At 66.5% G+C, this 26,288-nt stretch carries 21 protein-coding genes and 1 tRNA gene; 12 read left to right on the top strand and 10 right to left on the bottom strand.

Annotated features, from left to right (window positions below):
• Positions 1 to 243 precede the first annotated feature (243 nt).
• Positions 244 to 1,368 (top strand): 60S ribosomal export protein NMD3, encoded by a 1,125-nt coding sequence (locus BMX07_RS11355; RefSeq protein WP_090617846.1) that lies wholly within the window; start codon positions 244 to 246, stop codon positions 1,366 to 1,368.
• Entirely contained in the window at positions 1,361 to 2,548 is a 1,188-nt protein-coding gene (locus tag BMX07_RS11350; protein ID WP_090617844.1) for a class I SAM-dependent methyltransferase, read from the top strand. The genes BMX07_RS11355 and BMX07_RS11350 overlap by 8 nt, the downstream gene beginning before the upstream one ends.
• Before the next feature lie 251 nt (positions 2,549 to 2,799).
• Here the strand turns inward: BMX07_RS11350 and BMX07_RS11345 are convergent, their stop codons facing one another.
• A complete protein-coding gene (locus tag BMX07_RS11345; protein ID WP_090617842.1) occupies positions 2,800 to 4,653 on the bottom strand; it encodes an ATP-dependent DNA helicase in 1,854 nt (617 codons plus the stop codon).
• Positions 4,654 to 4,855: 202 nt separating this feature from the next.
• On the opposite strand from BMX07_RS11345, the gene BMX07_RS11340 reads away from it, so the two are divergent.
• Positions 4,856 to 4,944, top strand: a tRNA-Gly gene (locus BMX07_RS11340).
• Positions 4,945 to 5,090: 146 nt separating this feature from the next.
• On the opposite strand, the gene BMX07_RS11335 is transcribed toward BMX07_RS11340, so the two are convergent.
• Positions 5,091 to 5,336: a DUF7561 family protein gene (locus BMX07_RS11335; protein ID WP_090617840.1), complete on the bottom strand. Its 246-nt coding sequence runs from the start codon at positions 5,334 to 5,336 to the stop codon at positions 5,091 to 5,093.
• Between the two features lie 120 nt (positions 5,337 to 5,456).
• On the opposite strand from BMX07_RS11335, the gene BMX07_RS11330 reads away from it, so the two are divergent.
• Positions 5,457 to 6,455, top strand: a complete 999-nt coding sequence (locus tag BMX07_RS11330) for a YkgJ family cysteine cluster protein (protein WP_090617838.1) — start codon at positions 5,457 to 5,459, stop codon at positions 6,453 to 6,455.
• Between the two features lie 89 nt (positions 6,456 to 6,544).
• Here BMX07_RS11330 and BMX07_RS11325 read toward each other — a convergent pair whose 3' ends face one another.
• Entirely contained in the window at positions 6,545 to 6,718 is a 174-nt protein-coding gene (locus tag BMX07_RS11325) for a DUF5786 family protein (RefSeq protein WP_139210894.1), read from the bottom strand.
• A 184-nt stretch (positions 6,719 to 6,902) separates the two neighbouring features.
• Between BMX07_RS11325 and BMX07_RS11320 the strand changes: the two genes are divergently transcribed.
• A complete protein-coding gene (locus BMX07_RS11320) occupies positions 6,903 to 7,910 on the top strand; it encodes a DUF5784 family protein (RefSeq protein ID WP_090617833.1) in 1,008 nt (335 codons plus the stop codon).
• A gap of 27 nt (positions 7,911 to 7,937) precedes the next feature.
• On the opposite strand, the gene BMX07_RS11315 is transcribed toward BMX07_RS11320, so the two are convergent.
• Entirely contained in the window at positions 7,938 to 9,692 is a 1,755-nt protein-coding gene (locus tag BMX07_RS11315; RefSeq protein WP_245742117.1) for an outer membrane protein assembly factor BamB family protein, read from the bottom strand.
• Positions 9,693 to 10,395: 703 nt separating this feature from the next.
• Here BMX07_RS11315 and BMX07_RS11310 point away from each other — a divergent pair.
• Positions 10,396 to 11,454: a zinc-dependent alcohol dehydrogenase family protein gene (locus BMX07_RS11310; RefSeq protein ID WP_090617829.1), complete on the top strand. Its 1,059-nt coding sequence runs from the start codon at positions 10,396 to 10,398 to the stop codon at positions 11,452 to 11,454.
• Between the two features lie 252 nt (positions 11,455 to 11,706).
• On the opposite strand, the gene BMX07_RS11305 is transcribed toward BMX07_RS11310, so the two are convergent.
• Entirely contained in the window at positions 11,707 to 11,994 is a 288-nt protein-coding gene (locus BMX07_RS11305) for a DUF5789 family protein (protein WP_090617827.1), read from the bottom strand.
• Between the two features lie 159 nt (positions 11,995 to 12,153).
• Between BMX07_RS11305 and BMX07_RS11300 the strand changes: the two genes are divergently transcribed.
• On the top strand, positions 12,154 to 12,933 hold the full coding sequence (locus BMX07_RS11300; RefSeq protein WP_090617824.1) for a PHP domain-containing protein: 780 nt from the start codon (positions 12,154 to 12,156) through the stop codon (positions 12,931 to 12,933).
• Positions 12,934 to 12,989: 56 nt separating this feature from the next.
• Positions 12,990 to 13,154, top strand: coding sequence for a DUF6757 family protein (locus tag BMX07_RS24425; RefSeq protein WP_006183007.1), 165 nt, complete (start codon positions 12,990 to 12,992; stop codon positions 13,152 to 13,154).
• A gap of 11 nt (positions 13,155 to 13,165) precedes the next feature.
• Here the strand turns inward: BMX07_RS24425 and BMX07_RS11295 are convergent, their stop codons facing one another.
• On the bottom strand, positions 13,166 to 13,489 hold the full coding sequence (locus tag BMX07_RS11295; RefSeq protein WP_090617821.1) for a 4Fe-4S dicluster domain-containing protein: 324 nt from the start codon (positions 13,487 to 13,489) through the stop codon (positions 13,166 to 13,168).
• A 144-nt stretch (positions 13,490 to 13,633) separates the two neighbouring features.
• Here BMX07_RS11295 and BMX07_RS11290 point away from each other — a divergent pair, with 144 nt between their 5' ends.
• Complete coding sequence (locus tag BMX07_RS11290; protein ID WP_090617819.1) at positions 13,634 to 16,051, top strand: DUF5059 domain-containing protein; 2,418 nt, start codon at positions 13,634 to 13,636, stop codon at positions 16,049 to 16,051.
• A 57-nt stretch (positions 16,052 to 16,108) separates the two neighbouring features.
• On the opposite strand, the gene BMX07_RS11285 is transcribed toward BMX07_RS11290, so the two are convergent.
• Positions 16,109 to 16,885, bottom strand: a complete 777-nt coding sequence (locus tag BMX07_RS11285; RefSeq protein ID WP_090617817.1) for a TrmB family transcriptional regulator — start codon at positions 16,883 to 16,885, stop codon at positions 16,109 to 16,111.
• A gap of 326 nt (positions 16,886 to 17,211) precedes the next feature.
• Between BMX07_RS11285 and hemB the strand changes: the two genes are divergently transcribed.
• The 3 genes from hemB (at position 17,212) to hemL (ending at position 22,068) form a co-directional block, all read left to right on the top strand.
• Positions 17,212 to 18,225, top strand: a complete 1,014-nt coding sequence (gene hemB / locus BMX07_RS11280) for a porphobilinogen synthase (protein ID WP_090617815.1) — start codon at positions 17,212 to 17,214, stop codon at positions 18,223 to 18,225.
• A gap of 498 nt (positions 18,226 to 18,723) precedes the next feature.
• A complete protein-coding gene (locus tag BMX07_RS11275; RefSeq protein ID WP_090617813.1) occupies positions 18,724 to 20,457 on the top strand; it encodes an ammonium transporter in 1,734 nt (577 codons plus the stop codon).
• Between the two features lie 264 nt (positions 20,458 to 20,721).
• A complete protein-coding gene (gene hemL / locus BMX07_RS11270) occupies positions 20,722 to 22,068 on the top strand; it encodes a glutamate-1-semialdehyde 2,1-aminomutase (protein ID WP_090617811.1) in 1,347 nt (448 codons plus the stop codon).
• A 36-nt stretch (positions 22,069 to 22,104) separates the two neighbouring features.
• On the opposite strand, the gene BMX07_RS11265 is transcribed toward hemL, so the two are convergent.
• From BMX07_RS11265 to BMX07_RS11255, 3 genes are all read right to left on the bottom strand, one after another.
• Positions 22,105 to 23,289, bottom strand: coding sequence for a sensor histidine kinase (locus BMX07_RS11265; RefSeq protein ID WP_090617809.1), 1,185 nt, complete (start codon positions 23,287 to 23,289; stop codon positions 22,105 to 22,107).
• A gap of 98 nt (positions 23,290 to 23,387) precedes the next feature.
• Positions 23,388 to 25,706, bottom strand: coding sequence for a nitric-oxide reductase large subunit (locus BMX07_RS11260; RefSeq protein ID WP_090617807.1), 2,319 nt, complete (start codon positions 25,704 to 25,706; stop codon positions 23,388 to 23,390).
• A gap of 209 nt (positions 25,707 to 25,915) precedes the next feature.
• Positions 25,916 to 26,281, bottom strand: coding sequence for a group I truncated hemoglobin (locus tag BMX07_RS11255; protein WP_090617805.1), 366 nt, complete (start codon positions 26,279 to 26,281; stop codon positions 25,916 to 25,918).
• Between the last annotated feature and the right edge of the window lie 7 nt (positions 26,282 to 26,288).

Below are 26,288 nucleotides of genomic sequence, written 5' to 3'. Positions count from 1 at the left end.
CTTCGTTTCGCCTGGAGACCGCGTGACGTGGTCACGTCTGACAACAGGGACCTGAGACGATGTCTGACGCGCGTCTGACGGATTCGATCCGGTACCCCTTCGTTTCGGGTAGAGCGAACCGACCGTCACGTTGGGTGACTGGTCGGAGAGGGTGAGCAACCCCGGCGGAGTTGCTCGAGCACCGATCACGGTCGAAACGGGCGGAGCGCGTCCCTTAACTCCGTGAGCCTCCAAACGGGGCCAATGAGTGAGTCGCGTGCGTTCTGTCCCCGATGCGGGGACGCGGTGCCCGAGCGGTCGGCGAGCGACGCGAATAGTCCGTTGCGCCCCGGTGCGGAGGTCGAGCTCTGCGATTCGTGTTACTTCGAGGACTTCGACTTCGTGGACGCGCCGGAGCGGATCGACGTCCGCGTCTGCGCCCGCTGCGGTGCGGTCTACCGGGGGAACCGGTGGGTCGACGTCGGCGCGGACGACTACACCGACATCGCCATCGAAGAGGTCAGCGAGGCGCTGGGCGTCCACGTCGACGTCGAGGACGTCGCCTGGCAGATCGACCCCGAACAGGTCGACCAGAACACGATCCGGATGCACTGCTTCTTCACCGGCGTCGTTCGCGGGACGCCGGTCGAGGAGCAGGTGACGGTCCCGGTCAAGATCGCCCGCCAGACCTGCACCCGCTGCGGGCGGATCGCCGGCGATTACTACGCCAGCATCGTTCAGGTCCGCGCCGAGGACCGCACCCCGACGACCGACGAGGTCGAGAGAGCGAAAGAGATCGCGAACACAATCGTCGCCGACATGGAGGCCACGGGCGACCGCAACGCCTTCGTCACCGAGATGAGCGAGGTCGACGACGGGCTGAACATCCGGGTATCGACCAACAAGATCGGCAAGAAGATCTCGAACAAGATGATCGAGGAGTTCGGCGGCACCGTCAACGACGCCGAAACCCTCGTCACGGAGGATCAGGACGGCAACGAGGTCTACCGCGTCACGTTCGCCGTTCGGCTACCGCCGTACACGCCGGGGGAAGTGATCGAGGTCGCCGACGACGACGGCGGTCCCGTCCTCGTCCGCAGCGCCCGCGGCAACCTCAAGGGCGTCCGCGTGACGACCGGCGAGCGCTACGAGGCGAGCTACGAGGAGGGGAACTCGCCCGACGCGCGACGGCTCGGCCACCTCGAGGAGGCGGACGAAGCGACGGTCGTCACCGTCGAGGACGACAACGCCGTGCAGGTGCTCGACCCCGAGACGTTTCGGGCCACGACCGTCGCGCGACCGGACTACTTCGACGCCGAGGCCGAAACCGTCCCCGTGCTGAAGAGCCGCGCCGGAGTGCACATTCTGCCCGACGAGAGCGATGACTGAGGACGCGGAGGGGGACGATCGGCCCACGGACGAGAAGCGACACGCCCTCGAGCCCGCGGCCGACGACGTGCTCGAGCGGGCGGAAGCGGACGCGCCGCTCGCTGCCGTCGTCGCGAAGCCCCGCGCAGAGGCCGCAATCGAGTCGCTGCGCGCCGAGGGCGTCTACGACGACTCGAGGCGCGTCCGCGAGGACGGGCCCGACAGGGTCGCGCTCCCGATCGCGGAGCCGCCGACCGAGACGCGGGTGCTCGAGATCGTCCGGCAACTCGACCCCGAGCCGCGCAGTCCGGACCTCGAGGCGCTGCTGGCCGAGCGGGGCTGGAGCGACGCCGACCTCGAGTCGGCCCCCGGCTCGTGGGCGGTGATCGGCTCGGTGATCCTCGTGGCGGTGCCCGAGGGCTGTCCGGACGAGACGGCACTCGGGGAGGCCCTGCTCGAGGTACACGGCGAGGCCGATAGCGTGCTGGCCGACGAGGGGATCGCAAACGACGGGACCGCCGGAACGTACCGCGAGCCCAGAACCCGGCTCATCGCGGGCCAGCGGGAGACGGAAACGATCCACACCGAGCACGGGACGAAGTACGGGCTCGACCCCGCGACCGTCATGTTCTCGCCCGGCAACCAGGCCGAACGCGCCCGAATGGGCGATCTTGCCGACTCGGGCGAGCGGGTGTTCGACATGTTCGCCGGCATCGGCTACTTCACCCTCCCGATGGCCCGAGCCGGCGCGCGGGTGACCGCGACCGAGATCAACCCGACCGCCTTCCGCTACCTGCTCGAGAACGCCGTGCTCAACGACGTCGGCGACCGCGTCGACGCCTACATGACCGACTGTCGCGACCTCGCCACGGAGATCGACGCCGATCGGGTCGTGATGGGCTACTACGGGAGCGGGGACGGCGCCGACGCCGACGCCGATACGGGCGACGAGAGGGGGCACGGAACGCGAACGGACGAGGCACGCGACTTCCTCGACGACGCCCTCGCGGCGCTGGTCCCCGGCGGCGTCGTCCACTACCACGAGGCGACCCCCGAATCCCGCCTGTGGGAGCGGCCGCTCGAGCGCCTCGAAGCGGCGGCCGCGGACGCCGGCCGCGAACTCGAGATCCTCGAGACACGACGGGTCAAGAGTCACAGCGCAGGCGTCGCACACGTCGTGGTCGATGCCCGTTTCGAGTAGGCGACCGTCGGCCGCGGACCCGGCCGTCCCCGCCTATCGGTCGTGGGATTGATACTCGAGGAGCGACTGTCGTCGCGTATGGACAGGAACCAGCTCATCGCCCTCGTCTTCGCGCTGCTCATGGTGACTTCGATGGTCGCCTGGAGCGCGATGTCTCTCTTCTAGGTCGAGTGTGGAGTCGCCGTCTCGGCGAATCTCAGCCGCGAGCATTCTGGGTACCGGTTCGATCGGCTCACCGGCCGAGTCGGCCGTCACTCGTCCGTATCCCAGACGTCGGCTAACGGACTCGAGCGAGAGGACCGCCGCGACCGGCTCGAGCGCGTCGACGAACGGTCCGTTCGCCTCCCGTCGGCGTCCGCGTTCGCTCCCCGCCGCGAGGAGCCGGGTCCGGAGCCGACGCCGGAGCGGCCGCCCGATCCGCCCGCCGACTCGCCGAGCGCGGCCCGCGGCTCGAACGCCGGCAGCTCCGGTCGCTCCATGCGGTCGACCTGTTCCTCGAACCAGTCCGGCATGTCCGTCCGGGCGCGGTCGAAGAGATCCACCAGACTCGAGTCGGCCAGATACGTCGCGCCGTGATCGTCCGGGGCGCGGACGACGCGGCCGCAGGCCTGAATTACCGTGCGGAGCGCCGTCCGATAGTACCACGCCCACTGTCCCTCCTCGAGGCGGTGGGCAACCCGGGAGTCGCCGGTGTTGAGGAAGGGGGCCTTACAGAGGACCTGCCAGCGGCAGAGATCGCCCTTGAGATCCAGCGCCTCTTCCATCTTCACCGAGAGGAAGACGTCGGGATCGTCGGCGGCCTTCCAGGCCTCGAGGGCGGCGTCGCGACCGTCGCGGTCGTGGGTTCTGATCCGGTCGCCGACGCCGAAGTCCGCCAACAGGTCGGCGAGACGCTCCTGAATGTCGTAGGAGTGGGCGTGGACCAGCCCCTTCTCGTCGGGGTGGCGCTGCATGAGTCGGACGATCGTCCGGGCGATCTTCGGCGTCGTCTCGTCGCGCCGCTCGTAGGTCATCTTCCCCTGGGTCACGTCGTACAGCGGCCGGTTCTCGACGGGGAACGTGTGGCCGACGTCGACGAGGGCGACGTCGTCCGGATCGAGCCCGACCTGCCGGCAGAAAGCGGCCTTGTTGAGGATGGTCGCCGACAGGAGCGCGAACGTGTTGCCCCGGTCCCAGACGGTGTGCTGCAGGTATTTCTCGGGGTTCATCGGCTTGATCGTCAGCGGACCGCCTCGCGGTTCGTCGCCGTCGTCGTCGGCGTCGCGAGCGCGCGGTTCGGACTGATCGACCAGCCACGTCGTCGGGCTCTGCGGATCGCGGTAGTCGGAGACGAACCACTCGAGTTCGCCGATGAGCTCCTGTAAGCGGTCGCGTTCGCGCACTTCGGCGGGGGAGAGCGAGTCCTGTGCGAGCAGGTCGTCCTTGCGGCGGGAACAAGTCCCCGCGAGGTTCTCGGCGTATCGGACGGCTCGGTCGACGGTCTCGACTTCGGGAACGCGGAGGTCGTCCCAGAACGGGACGGTCCGCGGCCCCAGTTGAATCGTCGCGTACATTTCGGCCCACTCGGCGAGGCCGTGGGCCTCGTCGACGACGACGACGTCGCGCCGTCGGAAAACCTCGCTTCCGGCGGTTTGCATGAAGTAGGCCAGCGTCATCGCCGCGATCTCCCGGTTCGACGCGATCGCCCGGTCCGAGAAGTAGGGACACCGGTGTTTGACCGAACAGTCGTACCCCCGTTCTCGCACGCAAGGGGCCTGATTGACCGGCGTATCGCGTTCCTCCGGGAGGATGCAGGTGTAGTTGGACTTCCCGCGGATGACGTTGAGATCGGCCAGGAGGTCGTCGGCCGCCACGTCGTCGAGCTGGGAGACCTGCGGGGTCGTGTAGTAGGCACCCGTGGCGTCGCTGGGGTCGCCCTCGTCCGCGCGGCGGGCACAGCCGGCGACGGCACGGGCGAGCAGGGACTTGCCGCTGCCCGTCGGCGCGCGAACGAGCACGACGTCGTTGTCGGCCGCGAAGGCGTCGCGAATGTCGCGGAGGGCAGCCTGCTGGTTCCCGCGGTAGCTCGGCGCGGGGAACGCCTCGAAGATCCGCTCGGGATTCACCGTTCGACTCACGGCGCGGCCGCGTCCTAAATGCTGCGGACCGTCGCGCCGACTGCAGTCGATCCCGGTCGTACGCGATCGGATGCGAGCCGGAAGCCGACGCCTACCGGCCGGTATCGACGCCCTACGGGAACCGAGGGGCGGTCGACGGCAGGGTAGTCGACCGATTACAAATACGAACTCCGCCATCAGACCGACGTGCGGAAGGGTCGCTCAGCGGTAGAGCACCGCGGTGCCACCTGGTTCCGCGGCGGCATTTCGCCTCGTGGCGTTCAAATCCCACCCCTTCCGCTTGCGATTGCGGCCGCTGCCGCGTCGCGCCAGCAGCCGTGATCGCCACGCGCAGTGCGTCGACACTCGCCTCCATACCGACGTCGACATTTTTTGCGACGCCCCGACCGATTCGGACCGGCGAGCGTCCGGGACGGCGACCGGCGTCACAGCGTCCCGAGTCGCGACGTCTCGTCGTCGATCCGCTCCAACCGTTCGATGTCCTCGGCGGTCGGATGGTCGGGCACCGCCTCGATGCACGGGTAACACAGCAAGTGCGACGTCCCGTCCTCGAGCTCCAGCGTCATCGCGGTCCCGACGGTCCCGGCGTCGGTGCCGAACGACCAGAGGTTCGCGATGCCGCCCGAAACCGTGACCGTTCGGCCGCAGCCGTCACAGGAGTCCTTCGACATACGGAACCATCGGTTCCGAGCGGTGAAAGTCGTTCTCCCGGCGCTATCGGCCGCCCTCGAGGCACCGAATGGTACGTGCCCGCACAGCGGTTATGGGGGCGAGCGGCGTACCCGTCGCACATGGAGGTGAACTGCGAGGGCTGTGCGGGGTGTTGTATGGACTGGCGATCGCTCCTCGAGGACGACAGAGCGACCGCCGCTCGAGACGCCGCCAGCGGAACGGACGGGAGTCGCGGTCGCGATTCCCGCCGGCGACGACGACCGCACGAGCCGTTCGGCGACCGCGGCGGCGGGGACGAACGACGGGTCTCCCGAGAGCCGCTCGACGCGGACAGCAACTTCGTCCCGCTAACCCGCGACGAGGTGCGGACGTTCCTCGATGCGGGGATGATCGACGCGCTGACGCCGCGGTTCTGGGACGCCCGGGACGAGAGCGAGGGGATCGACGTCGATGGCCACACCCTCGCCGCCGTCGCGGGTCGACCGGTCTTCTTCGTGGGGCTGCGGAAACCGCCGAAGCCGGTCGCCCCGTTCGGTCGCGATTCGCCGACGTGGCTGCCGGCCTGCGTCTTCCTCGACCCCGCGACGCTGCAGTGTCGGATCCACGGAAGCGATCGCTATCCCGCCGAGTGCGGTGCCTACCCGGAGCACAACCTCGCGCTCGAGCAGGAGACCGAGTGCGAACGCGTCGAGTCGGCGTTCGGCGGCGACCGCCTGCTCGAGGCCGATCACGACGATCCGGGCGGCCTGCTGCTCGGGTCGCAGGCGATCGGCGCGAAACTGTTCTGTCATCCGCGACCGGCCGATCTCGAGGGGATCGTCGCCCGTGCCGCGACCGGGACCCTCACGCGGGCGGATCGCGCCGAGATCGTCGCGGTCGCCGCCGCCTCGAGTCCCGGGACGCTAGCCATCTCCGACGACCACTACGAGCGGGGGTACGAGACGGCGCTCGAGGGAGGTGACGGGACGGACGACGGGTCGTGGATCGGACCGGCGATCCGCGACTGGCATCGGCGCTCCCGGACGGCCGGCGAGACGGTCCCGTCGCCGACCGTCGCCGACGCCGTCGAGACGGAGCGCGGAGCACCCGAAACGCCGGGCTGGGACGCACTCGACTGACGGAGCCGCGTGGATTCGGGGTTCCCGGAGCCGGACAGTCGGCTCGGCAGAAAGGCCGCGGAAAGGAGGAGGGTGCGAGTCGACCGCCGTCAGTCCGACTTGATCTGCTCGAACTTGTCTAGCAGTTCCTCGGCGGAGTCGCCGGAGTCGTACTCGACCTGCCCGCGGTAGATCGTCCGCTCGTCGTCGAAGTCCGTGTCGACCGTCGACGCTTGCTGTTCGCGGCGCTCGTGCTCGTCCTCGTCATAGGCACCCATTGACATGGTAAGTATGAACATGGTAGGGGCGACGCGATTATTAATGTAACGGTCGATCACACCAGTTCTCCGAGTGAGTACAACGAGGCGCGGGCATCGAAACGATTCGCTCGAGTTCGCCGCTCGGACCGGGGATTCGCCGTCGGTCGACAGCGAACCATATATGCACCCCCGTCACCTACGATTGCTCGTGGCACGGCCGCTTCGCTTTCGGTACTCGCCCCAGTCGTGGAGCGACGGGCGAGTGCGACACGAGATTCTACAGCCGCTTCAATCGAATATCGGTGCACAGTCCGTCACACCGTGGTTCAAGATCGGCGGCGACTGGCAGCGACACCGATTCGAGATGCAAAACGGCGACGTCGCCCTTTTCGCACGCAACGACGAGGAAGCGTACTGGATGGGCAACACCGAGACGCCCTCCGCGCTGTGGAAGACCGACAAGTTCGGCTGGCGGGAAGTACCCTATCACGTCTCACGGTGGGCCCAGCGAGAACTGACCGCGACGCTGCACGAGGAAGACCCGTGGCTCGCCGACTACCCGCACCTCTCGTGGTTCTTTCTGCCGGTGTTCATGTCCAAAGACGGCCGTCACTCGACTCGGGCGTTCTTCCGCGAACACGCCGCTGGCTTTCCCGACGCCGGCCGCCGGGAGACGACCCGCTTCTTCGAGGCGTTCCTGGCGACCGGCGTCCTGGACGAGTACCGGCACGTCATGTCCGGAAAACTCGGCACCAGCGACCACGTCGACCGCGTCCGCATGAGCGCCGCGATGGCCGAGTTCATCGCCGCGAAGATCCTCACCGAGGCCGGCTACGACGTCGTCCCGGAGATCGAGGTGACGACCGGTCACTCGCTCGACTTCCGGGCCGAAAACGGGAACACGAACGTCCTCGTCGAGGTCACGCGCCCGCAACCGCCGGCGAACCGCGCTGCGTCCGGCCCCGTGGCCGCCGTCCGCGATACCGCCGAGACCAAGACCAACGGCCAGCTGGCCGAACACGGCGGCGGCGCGGTACTCTTCGTCGACTGCTCGAGCTTCCGGGACGATTCGTGGGCCGCGGTACGGGGCGAGCAACCCGACGTGCGCCACCGCCCCGCCGTCGTCTACCGCGTCCGGCCGAACGGTCACGCGGAAGGCTACCGGAAGGGAGGCGTCCCCCTCGAGCTCGGCGGCGCGCTCGAGTTTCTGGACTGACGACGGGGGATCGGGACGCGAACCCGACTACGAGTCGTCCGATCCGAGGCGTTCGAGGCGTCGACGCAACACGTAGCCGACGCCGCCGAGGCTCGTTACTGCCGCGGGAATCCCCATTCCGGGCGTCTCGTCCCCGTTCGCCGCCGGATCGTCCGGTCCGTTCCCTGCATCACTCGAGGGGTCGGTGGAACCGTCGTCGGCAGCCCCCGAGGAATTATCCTCCGGGTCGGTGTCGCTACCGCCCGTAGCGTCGTCGTCGGATCCGGTATCGGGTGCATCGCCTGCGGAACCCCCCGATCCGGATCTCGAACCGCCGGATTCACCGCCGGTGTCACCTCCTTTCGAATCGTCTCCCGAACCGCCGGATTCGTCGTCGCTTCCGTCGTCCGACGATTCGTCTCCCGAACCGCCGGATTCGTCGTCGCTTCCGTCGTCCGACGATTCGTCTCCCGAACCGCCGGAGCCGGAATCGCCTCCGTCCTCGTTCGAGCCACCGTCGACGTCCAGCGCGTACAGGTGGGATTCGGTTCCGACGAGAAGTGTCCCGTCCCGGGCTTTCAGTTCAGTAAAGGGGCTGTCCGTCGTAAAGAATCGCTCCGTCTTCCCGCTCCCCCTGTCCAGCGCGTCTACAGTAAACCCGGATTCCGACCGGTGAACACTCATCAAGAAGAGCGTGTCGTCTACCAACGGCGCGATGGTGTTGTAATTTAGTACTCCCGGGTATTTCGTTACGTAGTCAAAGCCGTTCTCACCTGTGGTGCTCCATTCTTCCTCCCCCGTGGACGCGTCGATACCGTACACGCTGTCGTTTTCCATCGCGAGGACCGTGCCGTCAGAGACCGTGACCAGAGACGGAAGTATCTCGGCGTACTGCCACTGTTCCTCACCGGTTTGAGGATCGACCGCATATATCCTGCCACGATCTACCATGCCATCCGTCGGCGTCTGCTCATAAAACATCCCCTCTACGAAGAGGGTCCCCTCAGCAGCAGTCAACGGAGTCGCCTCCGCGTCCCCAGTCTCGAACGTCCATTCTTCCTCACCCGTCGTCGCGTCCAGTGCGTGCATGGTCCCGCCGCTCCCATGATAGACGGTGCCGTTATGGACGAGATGTACATACCCCGTTTCTGGAGTGAACGTCCATACTTTCTCGCCCGTGGTCAGATCCAGGGCGAGCAGGGAACCATCGACGCCACCACCGGTTTCTCGGACGAAGACATTCCCACCAGCACTCGGCAACGTCGTGTGGTAGTGGTAGGAGAAATCGTGGAACGAGTAGTGGGCCTCGGATTCGATGCGCCATCGTTCCTCGCCCGTGTCCGCATCGAGTGCGAGCATCATAGCCGTTTTGTAGAGGGGAGTTTCCACACAGACAACGCCGCCCACCACCCCGATTCGGGCAATTTCGACACCGATAGTATCGGGGCCAACACGCCAGAGTTCGTCACCTGTCGTCGCATCCAGCGCTCGCAAGACGCCCCGTTCCCCGGGGCCGAATTCGGTTTTCACGAACAACGTATCGTTCGCGAGGGTCAAACTCCCGAGAGGCCGACCCCCGAGGTCGACCCGCCACGCTTCGTCTCCAGTGTCGATATCCACAGCGATCACGGATTCGCCATCCGTCCCCTCCCCTTTCGAACGAGAGGCGAAGACGCACTCGTCTCCCACCGTGATATGATGTGGTCCGGGCGACGGCGATTCTCGCTGCCATCGTGGTCCAGCACTCGAGGTGTTCCGTGACGCAATCGACGCAACGCTTCCAATACCCGTCGCTGCCAGCATACCGATCCCCGTCGTCCCGTGGAGGAACCGCCGGCGGTCTACCACAGTCACGACCGGCCGATTCCCATCGCCTTCCTGCCGCCTTTCTTCCATACCTTACTGTCCGAAAACAGCCCCTATAGTAATAGGACCGATAAAACACTGGTCTGCAACAAAACAGCCGGCGACGTCCGTCGCGAAATAATTGTGCCTCATTCAAGAGAGAACTCCCGGCACGCAGAGAGCAAACTGATACCGCTGTCCACCTGCGCCCCGCGAACGAACAGTCAGGCGAAGTGGAGTTCCGTTGTCAACTCGGTTCGGCAGTCGCTGATTCGGTGACTCGTATGGCCAGGCGAGACGGAAGCGGCGGACGGACCTCCGATCGGTGCACTGCGACGGGCAGCTAACGATCGTTTCGCTAGCATCAATTTCGTTCCGGGGCCGATCCCAGGAACGACAACTGAGCGGTGACCGTCGCCTCCGGAGAGTATCGACAGGCTACGAATACGTCCTGCTAACAGCCGACACAGCCGTATGCGAGCAGAGGGTCGGGAATCGTGAAACTCGAAGAACGGACGAGACCCTCGATCGAAACTCAACTCCGAAACGAGGCGACGTCGAGCGAGGACGGATTTCCGATCGGGATGGCTCGACGGAGCCGAACTCTCAGCCGATGAAACTGACTCCCAGGTATTTGTGGAGTGACAACGGGACACAGAACATGCGCGCAGCTGTCCTCGAGGAACACGGCGAACCGCTGTCGATCGAAGCCGTCGACGCACCCGAGCCGGCGCCGGACGGCGCAGTCGTGGACGTCGAAGCCTGCGGCGTCTGCCGGAGCGACTGGCACGGCTGGCAGGGCGACTGGGGGTGGCTCGGCCTCGAGACCCAGCCGGGGCAGATTCTCGGTCACGAACCCGCCGGGCGCGTCGCGGCCGTCGGTGCCGACGTCGAGAACGTCGCGGAAGGCGATCACGTCGCGGTCCCGTTCAACCTGGGCGACGGGACCTGTCCGCAGTGCCAGCGCGGCCACTCGAACACCTGCGAGAACGTGATGCCGCTGGGATTCATCGAGGAGGCACAGGGCGCGTTCGCCGAGCAGGTCCACGTCCCGTCCGCCGACCACAACCTCGTGGCCCTCCCAGACGGCGTCTCGTCCGTCGACATGGCCGGGCTCGGCTGCCGCTTTATGACGTCGTTTCACGCGCTGGCTCACCGCGCCGATATCGGTGCGGGCGACTGGGTCGCGATCCACGGCTGCGGGGGCGTCGGCCTCTCGGCGGTCCACATCGCCGACGCGCTGGGCGGCAACGTCGTCGCGGTCGACCTGAAAGACGAGAAACTCGAGAAAGCCCGCGAACTCGGGGCCGTCGAGACGGTCAACGCCGAGGAGATAGAGAACGTCCCCGGCGAGGTGAAAGCGATCACCGACGGCGGGGCCGGCGTCGCGATGGATGCCCTCGGAATCGAGACGACCAGCCAGAACTCCGTCATGAGTCTCGGGACGCGCGGCCAGCACATCCAGGTCGGGCTCACGACGCAGGACGAACAGGGCATGATTCACCTGCCGACCGACGCGATGGTCATGGGCGAGATCGAGTTCATCGGCTCGCTCGGCATGCCGCCGACCCGCTACGACGAGATCTTCCGCATGGTCGCGACCGACAAACTCCGGCCCGAGGCCGTCGTCTCCGAGACGATCGGGCTCGAGGACGTCAACGACAAACTCGACGCGATGACCGACTTCGAGACGGTCGGCATTCCGGTCATCAAGAACTAAATTTTGCTCTGCGGGCCGCATTCGGCGGCCCTCGGCAAAATTTAGTATAAAAGCACTCCTCCCTCCCCTACGGGTCGGTCGTCGGCCCGCTCGCTCACTGCGTTCGCTCGCGGATGCTAACGGTGCTTCTCTACTTGGGGTAAGCGCAAGCCGTTGTACCGAGCGTGCCGTCGGCGCGCTCGGCCTTTTTTAATCGAATTTTTTGCTCGAGCGGTCGGCCTCCGGCCGACCCGAGCGTAAAAAACTTCGTTCTTAGAAGGAAACGGCGTCCGGCGAGTACGGACTACCGACCGGGGTCGGGTCGCGGTCGCTGTAGCCGACGCGGCCGATGGCCTTGTCGCTGACGGCGGAGTAGACGGCGAAGCGCGCATCCTCCGCATTTTCGAAGGTTTCGGGCTCGAGGCGGGCGAGTACGTCGCCGACCGTCTCGGACCCGTTGGGGAGTTCGAGGGTACGGTCCCCGTGGTCGTCGATCAGTTCCTCGGTCGTGGCGGGGTACTCGTAGTCGTCGATGACGTCGCCGGTGCCGTTGAGCAGCATTACGCCCTATCCTCCGTGAACGATAATTATAAACATTGTCCATCTATGTTTCCTAGTGGCACTGCATTCCTAATATACCTAATATACGACTATATCTGGCCGGAAAACGGACGCAGGGACGAGGAAACGCCTTTCCGAACGGGCCCGTTCGGGTAGCGTATGCCCTACGCGGACTTGCACGTCCACACGACGCGCTCGGACGGCAGCCTCGAGCTCGCGGCGGTTCCCGACGCCGCTCGCCGCGCCGACGTCGACGTCGTCGCGGTGACGGACCACGATCGAGCGCAGCCGTTCGACGAGCCGATCGTCGAGCGCGACGGGGTGACCCTCGTCCACGGGATCGAGCTCCGCGTCGAAACCGCGGGGGGACAGCGGATCGACTTGCTCGGCTACGGGCTCGAGCCGAGCGCGGCTCTCGAGGCGATCCTCGAGGCCGTTCAGACGAACCGCATCGAGCGCGGGCGAGCGATCGTCGACTGCGTGGAATCGCGGCTCGGCGTCGACCTCGACGTGACGGTCGAGAGCGGATTCGGGCGACCACACATCGCGCGTGCAATCGATGCCCATCCCGAGACCGAGGCCGACTATCAGGACGCGTTCGATCACCTCATCGGCTCCGACTGTCCGTGTTACGTGCCTCGAGACGTCCCGTCGTTCGAACGCGGACGAGCGGCGCTGGCCGAGTCGTGTCGGCTCGTCTCGCTGGCGCACCCGCTTCGGTACCGCGATCCCGCGAGCGCGCTCGCGCTGGCGGCCGAACTCGACGCCGTCGAGTTGCAGTATCCCTACGGCCGCGAGGTCGACCGCGAGCCCGTCGAGCGGACGATCGAACGCCACGGCCTCCTCGCCACCGGTGGGAGCGACGCCCACGACGAGCGCCTCGGCGTCGACGGGCTCTCTCGCCGAGCCTACGAGCGTCTCGATCTGACAACTGATTAACCCAAAGCATGGCCGCTAGCGGAGGGTTCAATGCACCGTGGTCCTAACGAGCGAGTATGAACTGCCACTATTGTGACCGCGAAGCTGCCTTCGCCGCGGAGTCCGACGGACTCAAAGTCGGCCTCTGCGAGGAACACTTTAGGGAGCGGTTACAGGAGCTCGCCGAAGCCGACGGGCTCGAGAGTCTCAAGGAGAAAGTCGACGTCGATCGCGCCGAGTAACGCGCTCCTTCTCAGGCCGTTCGTCCGGCGTCGACGTCGATGGCGTCGACCGGACAGACGTCGACACAGAGCATACAATCGATACACTGCGCTTCGTTCGCGGGGTCGGCCTTTCGTTCGCTTTCGGGGTGGTCCGGCGTGTCGACCCACTCGAAGACGTCGACCGGGCAGTCCTCGAGGCAGGCTCCGTCCGCGATGCAGAGGTCGAAATCGACGGCGACGTGCGTGCCGTGGATGCCGAGCTCTTCGGGTTCGTCGACCGGCCCCCAGACCGAGTGCCCCTCGTGTTCGTCGACCTGTTCGCGGTTCTCGTGGAACTGTGGGTCTATGGCCATTGCTAACAGATCAAACGTGGGACGTTTACTTAAAAGTACGTCTTCAGTACGATCCGCGCGACGGCGGCCGCAGGAGCGACGACAGCGTTTTAGGCTCGCCGAAAAAACCGACACTCACTTGTATCTTTAGGCGAGCCTAAAAGCATGGAACGAACGCGACGCGATTGGTTGAAGGGGAGCGGTGCAACGGTCCTCGCGCTCGGCCTCGCCGGCTGCGCCAGTCCGTTCGGTGGAGAGCAGTCAGCGACGGACAGCGGGACGGCAAAGCCGGCCGAACTCGGCGTCGCGGCCGAATGGAACGCGATCCGGGCCCGCGTGTGGGACGCGTTCGCGCTCGGTCGCGGCGGCCACGCCGACGCCGGTGCGACCGTCGCGCGGGCGACCCTCGAACGGTTCGAGAACGCGTCGGGTTCGAACAACGCCCACGAAACGTTAGCGGAGACGAGCGAGGACAATTACGCCGAGTTCGAGGAGGCGCTCGGCGAACTCCGGACGGCCGGACTCGAAGACGGGGACCTCGAGCGCGCTCGAGAGGAAGCTGTGATCGCGACCGATCAGCTCCGGTCGGCCCAGCGATCGCTCGTCGGCGACGAGGTGACGCAAGCGCTGGACCTCCAGTTGTTCGGCGACACGCTCCGCAACGCCGCCGTACTCGCCTCGGCCGGTGCCGTCGACGCCGCCGCGACGGTCGCCTCGGGGACGGGGAGCCGATTCGAGGAATCGGACGTCTCCGAGACGCTCGAAAGCGCGGACGGCGATGCGGCCGGACGGCTCGAGGAGGCGGTCGACGGCGTCGTCACCGCCGCGGAAAACGAGGACGTCGACGCGGTGCGCTCGAGCGCGAGCGACGGGCTCGCGGCCGCGGTCGACGGCGCGTACGCGGTCGCGCCGTCCGAGGCGGCCGCGGCCGCCGGCCACGTCGCGACGTTCCAGGCAGAGGGGTGGGACGCCGCCGCCCTCGCGAGTCTCGGGGGGCCGTCGACGGCGTTCGCCCACGCGGCCGCGCTGAACGTCTATCGATTACGGGTGCGAGATGCCGCGTGGCTCTTCGAGCACGGCCGGTCGGACGCGGCGAAGCGGATCGTCGAGAACGTGTTCGCCCACTTCGAGGAGGCACGGGCACACGAGGCCCTCGAAGAGGCCAGCGAAGACGCCTACCAGCGGTTCGAACACGAGGGACTGGAGGCGCTCTCGACGGCCATCGAGAACGACGACGCGGACGGCGTCAGCAGCGCGGTCGAGACGATCGACGGCGCGCTCGTCACCGGGATCGAAACCCTCGGCACCGGCGTCGAACCCGCACTGCTCGAGGCCGGGTTCGTCAAAGCCCGCGTCGAGGACGCGTACGAGCGCTATCGGCTCGGCGAGAACGGGGTCGCGGCCGAGACCGCTCGCGGGCTGTTCCAGACCTTCGAGGGCAACGAGGCCGACTTTCACGAGACGCTCGAGGAGACCGACGAATCGCTGTACGAGTCCTTCGAGGAAGAGCACTTGAACGGACTCATCACGGCGTTCGAGAACGACGACGCGGCGAGCGTCGACGAACACGTCGCCGGCATCCGCGAGACGCTGCTCGAGTTCGAGACGACCGCCGGAACGACGGCGCAGGTCAGCGCCGTCGAGAGCGGCTACATGGCCGCGCGGGTGTTCGACGCGGGCGTCCTGGCCGTCCTCGGCGAAACCGGACGCGCCGAGACCGTCGTTCAGGCAGCGTTCCAGCACTTCGAGGGCGGCGCGGGCGGCTTCCACGAGGCGCTCGAAGAGGCCGACCACGACCGCTACGAGTCGTTCGAGGGCGCGCTCGAGGCGGCCAGCAGCGCTGCGGGGAGCGGTGGAGACGTTCCGACGGCGAGCGGCGAGTTCAACGCGGAGGCGGTCGAGGCGATCTACGCCGTGGTCGCGGCGGCCGGCGGCTCGTTCGACGGCGCGGCCGCGTCGATCGGACGGGACGCGTTCGCCCGGTTCGAGGAAGCGCGCGTCCACGAACTCCTCGAAGCGGCCGACACGGAGGCCTACGAGGGGTTCGAAGCGGCGCTGAACGACTTCGTCGGCGCGCTCGAGTCGGGGTCGGGCGTGAGCGCGGCCGCCGAAACGTTCGCGACGGCGGCGCTGCGAGCGCAGTTCGCGGTCGCCGGCGCGCCGAACGCAGTGCCCGGCGGCGAGGGGGAAAGCGAGAGCGGAAGCGAGCCCGACCTGGCCGGCGGTCCGAACGTCGTCGAGGGCGTTCCCGAGGACGCCGACCACGTCGTCGACATGACGGCCGTGGCGTTCGAGCCCGCGGAACTCACCGTCGAAACGGGTGACACCATCGCCTGGAAACACGTCGGAGGCGAGCCACACTCGGTGACGGCCGTCGAAGACGGGATTCCGGACGGTGCCGCGTACTGGGCCTCGGGCGGCTTCGAGAGCGAGTCGAGCGCCCGTGAGGGCTGGGAAAACGGAACGGGTGCGGTACAGTCGGGCCAGTCGTACGTCCACACCGTCGAGACGACCGGCGAACACGAGTATCTCTGTATCCCCCACGAGAGAGCCGGCATGGTCGGCACGATCGTCGTGGAGTAGCGGCTCGAGCGGCCGCCAGTACGCAAAACGGGCCGCGCGACGCCCGATCGCCTCGAGTCAGCGGTCCCCGAGGCGGTCGTCGAGCAGTTCGCGGATCCAGACGGCGAAGCCGTGATCGCGGCCGTAGGTCCAGATGGCCATCTCGTTGACGACGTCCGGGAGTTCGCTCTCCTTGATCCCGGCCGCGACGATCGCTTGCTGATCGACCAGTAGCAACTGGGCCGGCCACTCGGAGTAGACCTCGTTCGTCGTCCCGAGATCGGGTGCGACGACGACGTCCGCAACCGGAGCCGCGGCCGCGAACGTCTCCCGATCCTCCTCGGTCGGGACTTCGATATAGACGTCGACGCCGCGGTCGGCTGCCGACGCGAGATCCTCGAGGATCCGCTGTTCGGCCACATCGGTCGCCGGGACGAGGTAGTGAATCGTGTCCTCGGCCTCCTGGAGAAACATGACGATGCGTTCGGTGACGTGTTCCTTCTGCGTGATCGCCCACATCCCCTCGTCGTCCCGCGAGTCCGGTTCCTCGAGTTGACCGAGCGCGTTCTCGGCGGCGTTGATCCGTGAGTCGTAGTCCTCGCGGATTCGCCGACACGCCGTGTCGACCGAGACGGCCTTGTACTCGCGTGGTTCGGTCTGCTGGACGCTGACCAGCCCCTTCCGATCGAGGCGTTCGATGGTGTCGTACACCCGCGACCGGGGGATATCAGCGACCTGGCTGATCTCCTTGGCGGTGCCCTTGGAGAGGCGGACGAGCGCCACGAAACAGCGGGCCTCGTACTCCGTCAGGCCAAGTTCCTCGAGGGTGGCGACCGCTTCCTCGGCGTTTGACACGGTTGATTCATGCCCAGAATGGGCGAAAGGCCGTGGCTTTCTATCGCCACGCCGTTAGGTGACGGCAGCAGAAGACGCGAACGGAAGTCCCGCCACAGGGACAGCCGCCAGTGCTCCCGATCGGACGGACCTCGTCCGACGAGAGCCATACTACAGCCGTCCGGATGGGTGGCCGCGAGTAGACCAGCGAGACCGTTCAGGTAGCCGCCAGCGCCGACGACGCCGTCGGCGGGCCGGACGAGATCCCGGTCGGCGGCCCAGACTCGCCGCGAGACGCCTCGAGAGAGCGCGCCGCTTTTGACCCGTCCGTCTGTAGGTGCGTACATATGGATCTCACACATCGCCCCCGGCGGCTCCGACAGGACCGGGTTCGCGGCCTCGTCAGCGAGACGAGCCTCGCGCCCGCCGACCTGATTGCCCCGGTGTTCGTCGACGCGACGACCCACGAGCGCGTCCCGATCGAGTCGATGCCCGGCCACGAGCGCGTCCCGACCGGCGAGATCGTCGCCCGCGTCGAGGAGATCCTCGAGACCGGCGTCGAGGCCGTCATGCTCTTCGGGATTCCGACGTCGAAGGACCCCGAGGGAACCCGCGCCTGGGCCGATGACGGCGTCGTACAGGAGGCGCTACGCCGGATCACGAGCGAGACCGACGCCTACGTCATCACCGACGTCTGCCTCTGTGAGTACACCGACCACGGTCACTGCGGGCCGCTCGAGGAAGAACTGCGAGGCGAGAGCGCCGTCGCCGAGGCCGGTCCCGCCTGCGAACCGACGACGACCGTCGACAACGACGCGACGCTCGCCGCGCTCGAGAAAATCGTCACCTCGCACGCCCGTGCGGGTGCCGACATGGTCGCGCCGAGCGGGATGATGGACGGCATGGTCGGGATCATCCGCGACGCCCTCGACCGCGAGGGGTTCGAGCACGTTCCGATCATGAGCTACGCGGCCAAGTACGAGAGCGCGTTCTACGGGCCGTTCCGGGACGCCGCCGACGGCGCGCCCGCCTTCGGCAACCGACGACACTACCAGATGGATCCCGCGAACTCCCGCGAAGCCCTGCGGGAGGTCCGACTGGATGCCGAGCAGGGCGCGGACGTGATGATGGTCAAGCCCGCGCTGCCGTACCTCGACATCGTCAGCGCCGTCCGCCGGGAGTTCGACCATCCCGTCGCCGCCTACAACGTCTCCGGCGAGTACGCCATGCTCCACGCCGCCGCCGAGAAGGGCTGGCTCGAACTCGAGGAGGTCGCCGCGGAATCGCTGCTGTCGATCAAACGGGCTGGGGCGGACCTGATCCTCACGTACTTCGCGGAGGACGTCGCGGCGCGACTGTAGGTCGGCGGCTCCGGCACCTTCGCTGCGGGGACGACCGACAGTAAACCGACCACACACACACACACACTCGGTTTGGCGAGGTCAATTAGACGAACGTCAACTACTGGCCCGACTCGCGACGCGGGCTGACAATATCTGCCGCGCGCGAGCGAGGCTGCGCAACTCTGTCCCTTTGAGGCGGAGTTTTCGCCGTAACTGTCTCGGTTTCGAACGGATTCCACCCGAATCGGTGGTTTACAAAGACGTAGAATATAACCGTTGGTCGAAAAGGACGTGATTTTCAATACCCTTATACACAATATATCTGATTTAGCTTTGGACGGATTACCCTATTATAGAGGCAATTTCCCATATTTGTCAACACTAACCCTTAAATGGTGCAGGGACAACCCACCCTAACGTGATTAAGAAGACAAACATGGTCGAGATTGGGGCTGAACAAGACGATCGTTTGGTCGATAGTCGATGCGGTGCGCGGGAAACCGAGGTGAGCGCCTGATGGAACCGACGCTGTTGCAGTCGGACGTGGAAGTTCTCGCGGAAGGCATCAACCTCGTGTGGGTGCTGACGGTGACGTTCCTGATCTTCTTCATGCACGCCGGCTTCGCGATGCTCGAAGCGGGGCAGGTGCGCTCGAAGAACGTCGCGAACCAGCTGACGAAGAACCTGCTGACCTGGTCGGTCGGCGTGACGGTGTTCTTCCTGATCGGCGTCGGCGTCGAGGGAGTCGTTGCCGGAAACGGATTCGCTCCCGGGTTCGACGTCGCGAACGTGAACGAATGGGCCAGCGTCTGGCTGTTCGGCGCCGTCTTCGCGATGACGGCCGCGACGATCGTCTCCGGGGCGGTGGCCGGCCGCGCGAAGCTCCGCGCGTACATCCTGTACACCTTCCTGCTGGCCGCGGTAATCTACCCGGTCGTCACCGGACTCACCTGGGCGGGCGAGCTGCTGTCGTACAACGGCGTGTTGTTCGACGACTTCGCCGGCGGGATGATCGTCCACGGGATGGGCGGCATCGCCGGACTCACCGCCGCCTGGATGCTCGGGCCGCGCCTCGACCGGTACAACGAGGACGGCTCCGCGAACGTCATTCCGGGTCACTCGCTGACCTTCGCCGTACTCGGAACGCTCATCCTCGCGTTCGGGTGGTACGGCTTCAACGTCGGCACCGCCGCGGAGGTCATCACGGTTACCGACGACGGGCTGGCGCTCGGCGACTTCGCCTACGTCGGTCGCGTCGCCATGACCACGACGATCGCGATGGCCTGTGGAGCGATGGGTGCCGGACTCGTCGCGTGGCTCAAGACCGGGAAAGTCGACACGCTGTACGTCGCAAACGGGCTGCTAGCGGGCCTCGTCGGGATCACCGCGATCCCACACGCGTCGACCTGGTGGGGTGCGTTCCTCGTCGGCGGCCTGGCGGGGGCGCAGCTCCCGCTCGTCTTCGGGTTCGTCGAGAACTACCTGAAGATCGACGACGTCTGTGCGGTCTTCCCCGTCCACGGCTCGGCCGGCGTCCTCGGGACGCTGCTGCTCCCGGTCGTGGCCTCGCCCGAATACATGAGCGGGATTAGCGGGAGTCGGGTCGACGTGTTCATCGCGCAGATCGTCGGCGTCGCCGTCATCGCCGTCTGGACGATCGCCGCGACCGCACTCGTCTGGGGCGGGCTCAAGGCGATCGGCCAGGCCCGCGTCACGCCCGAACACGAGCGTGACGGGCTCGACGTCTCCGAACACGGCGTCGACACCTACCCCGAGTTCGGGCAGCCCGACGTCGCTACCGACGGCGGCGAGCGATTCGGCGACTCGCGCACCTCGTCGGAACTCCGTACCGACGGCGGCAGTTCGGACGAGATCGTCCGCACCGACGGCGGCGAGCCGAACGACGGACGGATCAAGATGGTCACGGCGATCGTTCGTCCGGACCGACTCGGTGAGATCAAGCAGTCGCTGGCCGAAGCCGGCGCGCCGTCGCTGACGGTCACCAACGTCTCCGGCCGCGGCTCCCAGCCCGCGAAGAAGGGGCAGTGGCGCGGCGAGGAGTACACGGTCGACCTCCACCAGAAGGTCAAGATCGAGTGCGTCGTCGCCGATATCCCGGCCGAAGAGGTCGTCGAGGCCATCCGTGAGGGGGCCGAAACCGGCGAACCCGGCGACGGCAAGATCTTCGTCATGCCCGTCGAGAGCGCGATGCAGATCCGCACCGGCAAGACCGGTCCCGACGCCGTCTGAGTCCCGGACACGGTCGACCGATCGCGGCCGATCCCCGGTGCAGTCCACTGTGAGTTCGATCGGACAGCCCTGTACCGAACCCGTGCGTTCTCGTCACAGCTCTCCCGTGCGGCGTTCGTCGCGTTTCTCGCAGTTCGTCGAGCGTCCGCGAGCGACAGGGGCCCCGCGGCCGGCAGGGCTCGAGCCGTCCGCAAGGCGCACACGTTCGGCGCTTCGCAGACGAACCTCGGTACTACTTTGCCGTGGGAATCCGAAGTTCGTGGCATGACCGAGGATAACTCACGCGAGCTGTACGACCGGGCGCTGTCGGTGATGCCCGGCGGCGTCAACTCCGCGGTCCGCGCGGCCGTCGAACCCTATCCGTTCTTCGTCCGGCGGGGCGAGGGCGGCCACGTCATCGACGCCGACGGCAACCGCTACATCGACTGGGTCATGGGGCTCGGCCCGCTGCTGCTGGGTCACGACCTCCCAGAGCCTGTTCGGGCCGGCATCCAGCGGAACGCGAGCGAGGGACCGATGTACGCAACGCCGACCGAGGTCGAGGTCGACCTCGCGGAGTTCGTCGTCCGCCACGTCCCCAGCGTCGAGAAGGTCCGGTTCGTCAACTCGGGGACCGAGGCCACTACCTCCGCCGTGCGGCTCGCGCGGGGGTACACCGGTCGGAACAAGATCGTCGTCATGCAGGGCGGCTACCACGGGGCACAGGAGTCGACGCTGGTCGAGGGCGACGCCGACGATCCGAAACCGTCATCGGCCGGCGTTCCGCAGTCCTTCGCCGAACACACCCTCCCGGTACCGTTCAACGACGAAGACGCGATGCGAGACGTCTTCGAAGAACACGGCGACGACATCGCGGCCGTCCTCACCGAGCCGATCCTGGGCAACTACGGTATCGTCTACCCGGAAGAAGGGTATCACGAGTTCCTCCGGGAGATCACCGACGAGCACGGCTCCCTGCTGGTCTTCGACGAAGTGATCACCGGCTTCCGCGTCGGCGGCCTCGGCTGCGCGCAGAGCGAGTTCGGCGTCACGCCCGACCTGACGACCTTCGGGAAGATCGTCGGCGGCGGCTTCCCCGTCGGGGCGATCGGCGGCCGCGCCGAGATCATCGAGCACTTCGCCCCCGCCGGCGACGTCTTCCAGGCCGGCACCTTCTCCGGCCATCCCGTCACGATGGCTGCCGGCCTCGAGACCCTGAAATTCGCCGCCGAGAACGACGTCTACGAGCACGTCAACGGGCTCGGCGACCGGCTCCGGCGCGGGCTGAGCGAGATCGTCGCCGATCAAGCGCCGGGGTACACCGTCACCGGCACCGACAGCATGTTCAAAGTGATCTTCACGCGAGAGGGACCGGGACCGGACTCGCTCGAGGAACAGTGCGAGGCGGGCTGCCGGCAGGACCCGACCTGCCCGCGCTACGACTACTGTCCGAAGAACGCCGCCGACGTGAAACACGCCGAGACCGAACGGTGGCGGCGCATCTTCTGGGGGAAGATGAAAGCGCAGGACGTCTTCCTCTCGCAGAACCAGTTCGAGTGCCAGTTCGTCAGTTACGGCCACACCGAGGAAGACGTCGAGGAGACGCTCGAGGCGTACAAGGAAGCCCTGTAGGCGAGCGCGTCAGACCCGGGACGGGGCGAAAGCGGCTCAGTCCAGGACGAGCGCCGCCGTCGCGGGTTCCCCGAACGGTTCGACCGCGCAGTCGCTCGCGGCCGCCGGGAGTTCGACCGCGAAGCGGCTCCCCGCCGGGCCGGCGTCCACGAGTTCGACGGTCCCGTCGTAGCGAGTGACCAACTGATCGACCAGATAGAGCCCCAGTCCGTGCGTGCTCCCGCGGCTTTCGACCCGGTCGAAGAGGGTCTCTTGCTCCGATTCCGGGACCCCGGATCCGTTGTCCGCGATCTCGAATCGGACGGTTTCGTGGGTGGACTCGACCGTGACCGTGACCTGCGGCGTCGCGGCATCGTTGTGTTCGACCGCGTTCGAGAGGAGGTTGCTGAAGATCCGGGCGACGAGGTCGTCGGCACGGACGAAGGCGTGCTCCGGGATCGACGCCTCGACCTCGACCGCTTCCCACTCGGTCTCCAGCTTTTTGATTTCCGTAGCCAGCACTCGAGCGGCGTCGACCCGCTCGAGCCGGGAGTGCCCGTCGGTCGTCCGGAGGAGGGTGCGCACGTCGTCGATCACCGTCGACATCTCCTCGGACTGGTCGATGACGATCTCGAGCCACTGGCGGCTCCGGTCGTCCAGCGTCGACTCCTCCTCGAGGACTCGCGACGCGTAGCCGTCGATGACCGTCGCGGTGTTCAACACCTCGTGTCGGAGGATGCTGTTGAGATAATCGAGGTAATCGCGCTGCTCCTCGAGGTGTTCGGCTCGGAGCGCGGCCCGTTCGGCGGTGATCGCGCGCTCGATTGCGCGTCCTTCGAGAGAGCCGACGAGCAACCCGATCCCGGCGCCGAAGGCGACGGCCCACCGAACCCACGAAACGGCGACGATCCACGATTCGGCCGGAATGGTAACGATCAGGACGAGGTTGATAAACAGAAAGGTGGCCAACCCGCCGAGAGACCACCCCGCGATACGCGGATACCGGGCCGTCGAGAGCGCGGACGAGCGGAGCCAATAGCCGGCGTAGACGATTCCGACGAGAAAGGGAATCGTCGTCGCGACGCCCGTCAGAAACGGGCCGCTGTCGATGGGCATCGGATCGGCGGAAAACAGCAGAACGATTTCGACGAGCATCACGAACGTCAGTCCCGTTGCGAAACCGATCAAGTACTGGGGAATCCGGTCGCTGGAGAGGATACCAGTGTTCTCGGGACGTCGCATACCAGCTAACTCGGTTCGAATCGGTTAGCAGTTCCGGCCATCAGCGTCCGGGCTGGTCGTCACGGGCGGTCGCGGCGTCGGAAGAACCGGATCGGGGATCAGTCGTCGTCGCTGATCGGGTCGACGGGATCGCGGTCGCCGACGATCCGATCGGCGATGACGTGTCCGGTCGTCTCCGTTGCGGTCGCCTTCCGCTGGAGGAGCAGTTTCGTGGCCACGTCCCAGGCGAAGAGCACCGAACCGGCGATCAACAGCGTGTCGCCGGGCATGCGCAGCCAGAACAGCGCCTGGATCAGCCCGCCCTCGTAGAACTCGAGGCTCCGCGAGGCGGCGTACCCCTGCGTGAAGCCGGTCTCGAGCTGGAGGAAGCCGATTGGCAGCAGCGACAGGAAGATCATCAGCGCTAGCCCGACGTTGCACAGCCAGAACGACCAGCGGAGCCGTCGGTCGGTCCAGTGCTCGGTCCGGGTCGTGAGCCGGAGGATGTAGACGGCCATCCCCATCGCGAGCAGGCCGAACGCGCCGAACATCGCGCCGTGGGCGTGGGCCACGGTGAGGTACGTCCCGGTCTCGTAGTAACTGATCAGCGGCAGGTTGATGAAGAAGCCGATCACGCCGGCCCCGAAGAAGTTCCAGACGGACGAGGCGACGATGAAGTAGAAGGTCATCCGGTAGGGGAAGTCGGTCCCCGCGGTGTCCATCGCGCGGTACTGGCCGAGCGCCTCGTAGAGGATGAACAGGAGCGGGATGAACTCGAGCGTGGAGAAGACGCTCCCGATGGGGAGCCAGACTTCGGGGAGGCCGGCCCACCAGTAGTGGTGGGAGACGCCGATGATCCCGCTGCCCATCACGAGCGCGGCCTGGAAGATGACGGCCTTCTCGGCGGACTTCTTCGACAGGAGGTTCATCGAGACCAGCGTCAGCGCGATGACGACGACGATGAAGAACTCGAAGACGCCTTCGACCCACATGTGGACGACCCACCAGCGCCAGAACTCGGTCGTGACGATGTTGCTCCGGGGCGTGTAGAGGAAGCCCGCGGTGAACAGCAGGCCGATCGAGCCGCCCGCGTAGACGATCATGTGGCCCAGCCCGTAGCGGGGTTCGCGGTCCAGCAACGGTTTGAACCCGCGGGCCACGAGGACGGTCCAGCCGACGAAGCCGGCCAGCAGGCCGAACTGCCAGATTCGGCCGATCTCGAGGTACTCCAGTCCCTCGTTGCCGAGCAGCCACCAGAGCTGGCCGTCGAAGACGTTGTTGATGCCGAGCCAGATGCCGGCCAGTCCGCCAACGGCGACGACCAGCAACGCACCGATCAATCCCTTCACGTACAGCGCCTGTTTAGGCGGTTCGCGACCGGTCAGCAGCGGGGCGAGGAACAGCCCCGCACCGAGCCACATCGTGGCGATCCAGAGCACGCCGAGGTCGACGTGCCAGGTCCGGGCGATCGACCAGGGGAGCCACTGGAGGATGTCGACCCCGATCAGCTCCCGCATACCGAAGAACCCGTCGCGCTCGACGTAGTAGTGGGCGAGCAAGCCGCCGAGGAACGTCTGGGCGGCGAACAGCACGGCGCCGATGAGGACGAACCTGGTACTCAACAGCTGACTCGGCGTCAGATCGATCTCCGACGGGTGGGGGATGGAGACGCCGTCGGCCTCGGGTTCGGGGAGTTCGACGCTCTGGTAGAGCCAGATAGCGATTCCCGCACCGCCGACCAGCAGCACCATCGCGATGACGCTCCAGGTCATGATCGAGCCCCCGGGGTCGTTGCCCGCGGCAGGCGAGTACGGCCAGTCGTTCGTGAACGACGTGTCCGAGTCGGGGCGGTCGGTGTGAGAGATCCAGGCGGTCCACAGCGCGAAGTCGGCGAACTCCTCGGCCCCCTCGGCGCTCGGGACCTGCCCTTCGGGCACGCCGCGCTCGCGGTCACCCTCGTAGTAGCGCTCGACGTAGTCCTGCCGCACCTGCTGGTGGGCGTAGACTTCCGCGGCGGAGTACTCGACCCGGTCGGGTTCGTAACTGCTCGACTGCAGTTCCTGCCGGACCTGCTGATCGATGCCGGCCTGTACCGAGGCGTTCAGCGCCGTGTAGTTCTCGTCGTGGCGCTCCTGCGCGTAGTACTCGCGCATGTACTCGGCCTTCAACTCGAGCGCGTCGGCGGTGTAGTCGGTATCGTAGTAACTGCCACGACCCAGGATCGAGCCCTGATTCATCAGACCGTTCTCCTGGAAGACCGTCTTTCCGGTCCGGACGTCGTCGCTCGTCGCGACCGTTTCGCCGTCCGGACCGACGATCGTGTCCGGAATGTCCGGTTCGTTCGCGTACGAGAGCCACGCCCCGCCGCCCATAACGATGAGATTGACGACGAAAATCGTCGCGAGGAACGTGGCGAGTTGCTTTCTGGATACTTGCATGACGACTGAAACTCGACGCTAAAACCCCGTCAAACGGCCCGTGGATTCCTACGATCTGGAAGAAGGGGCGAACAGGTTCGCGACAGCGGTTAGGGGAAGAGCCCTCGTACTCGCCGTCTCGCTCGTTCGCCGTCTAGCAATGCGGCATCGACGCGGACCCGATGGGCAGTTTCAGCGCCCAGCGCCGTCGCACTCGAGGAGCATGGCGATCAATCCGCCGCCGTAACGATCGCGTCCTGATAGCTGCCGATCTCCTCGAGGACCGCCTCCCGGTCGTCCTCGTCGACGTCGAACGCGGCGAGCGCGTCGTCGAGGTGCGTCGCGATCGCCCGGAAGTCCGACGGGGTGATGCCCATATCCGCGTGGACCGATTCCATCTCACCGCCCGAGTACTCGACCGGTCCGCCGGTGACCGAACTGATAAACTGGGCCTGGTGGGCGCGCTGTTTCTGCATGTCGACGTCGTCGAAGTAGCCTGCGACCTGTTCGTCGTCCATGACGCGATCGTAGAACTCGTCGACGACGGCCGTGATCGCGTCGTCGCCGCCGAGTCGCTCGTACAGTGAGTCGGTCATTCGGTCG

The organism is Natrinema salaciae (genome assembly GCF_900110865.1).
GTDB classification, from domain to species: Archaea; Halobacteriota; Halobacteria; order Halobacteriales; family Natrialbaceae; genus Natrinema; species Natrinema salaciae.
Note: the sequence above shows the minus strand (reverse complement) of the source record. Positions and strands in the feature narration are given on the sequence as shown.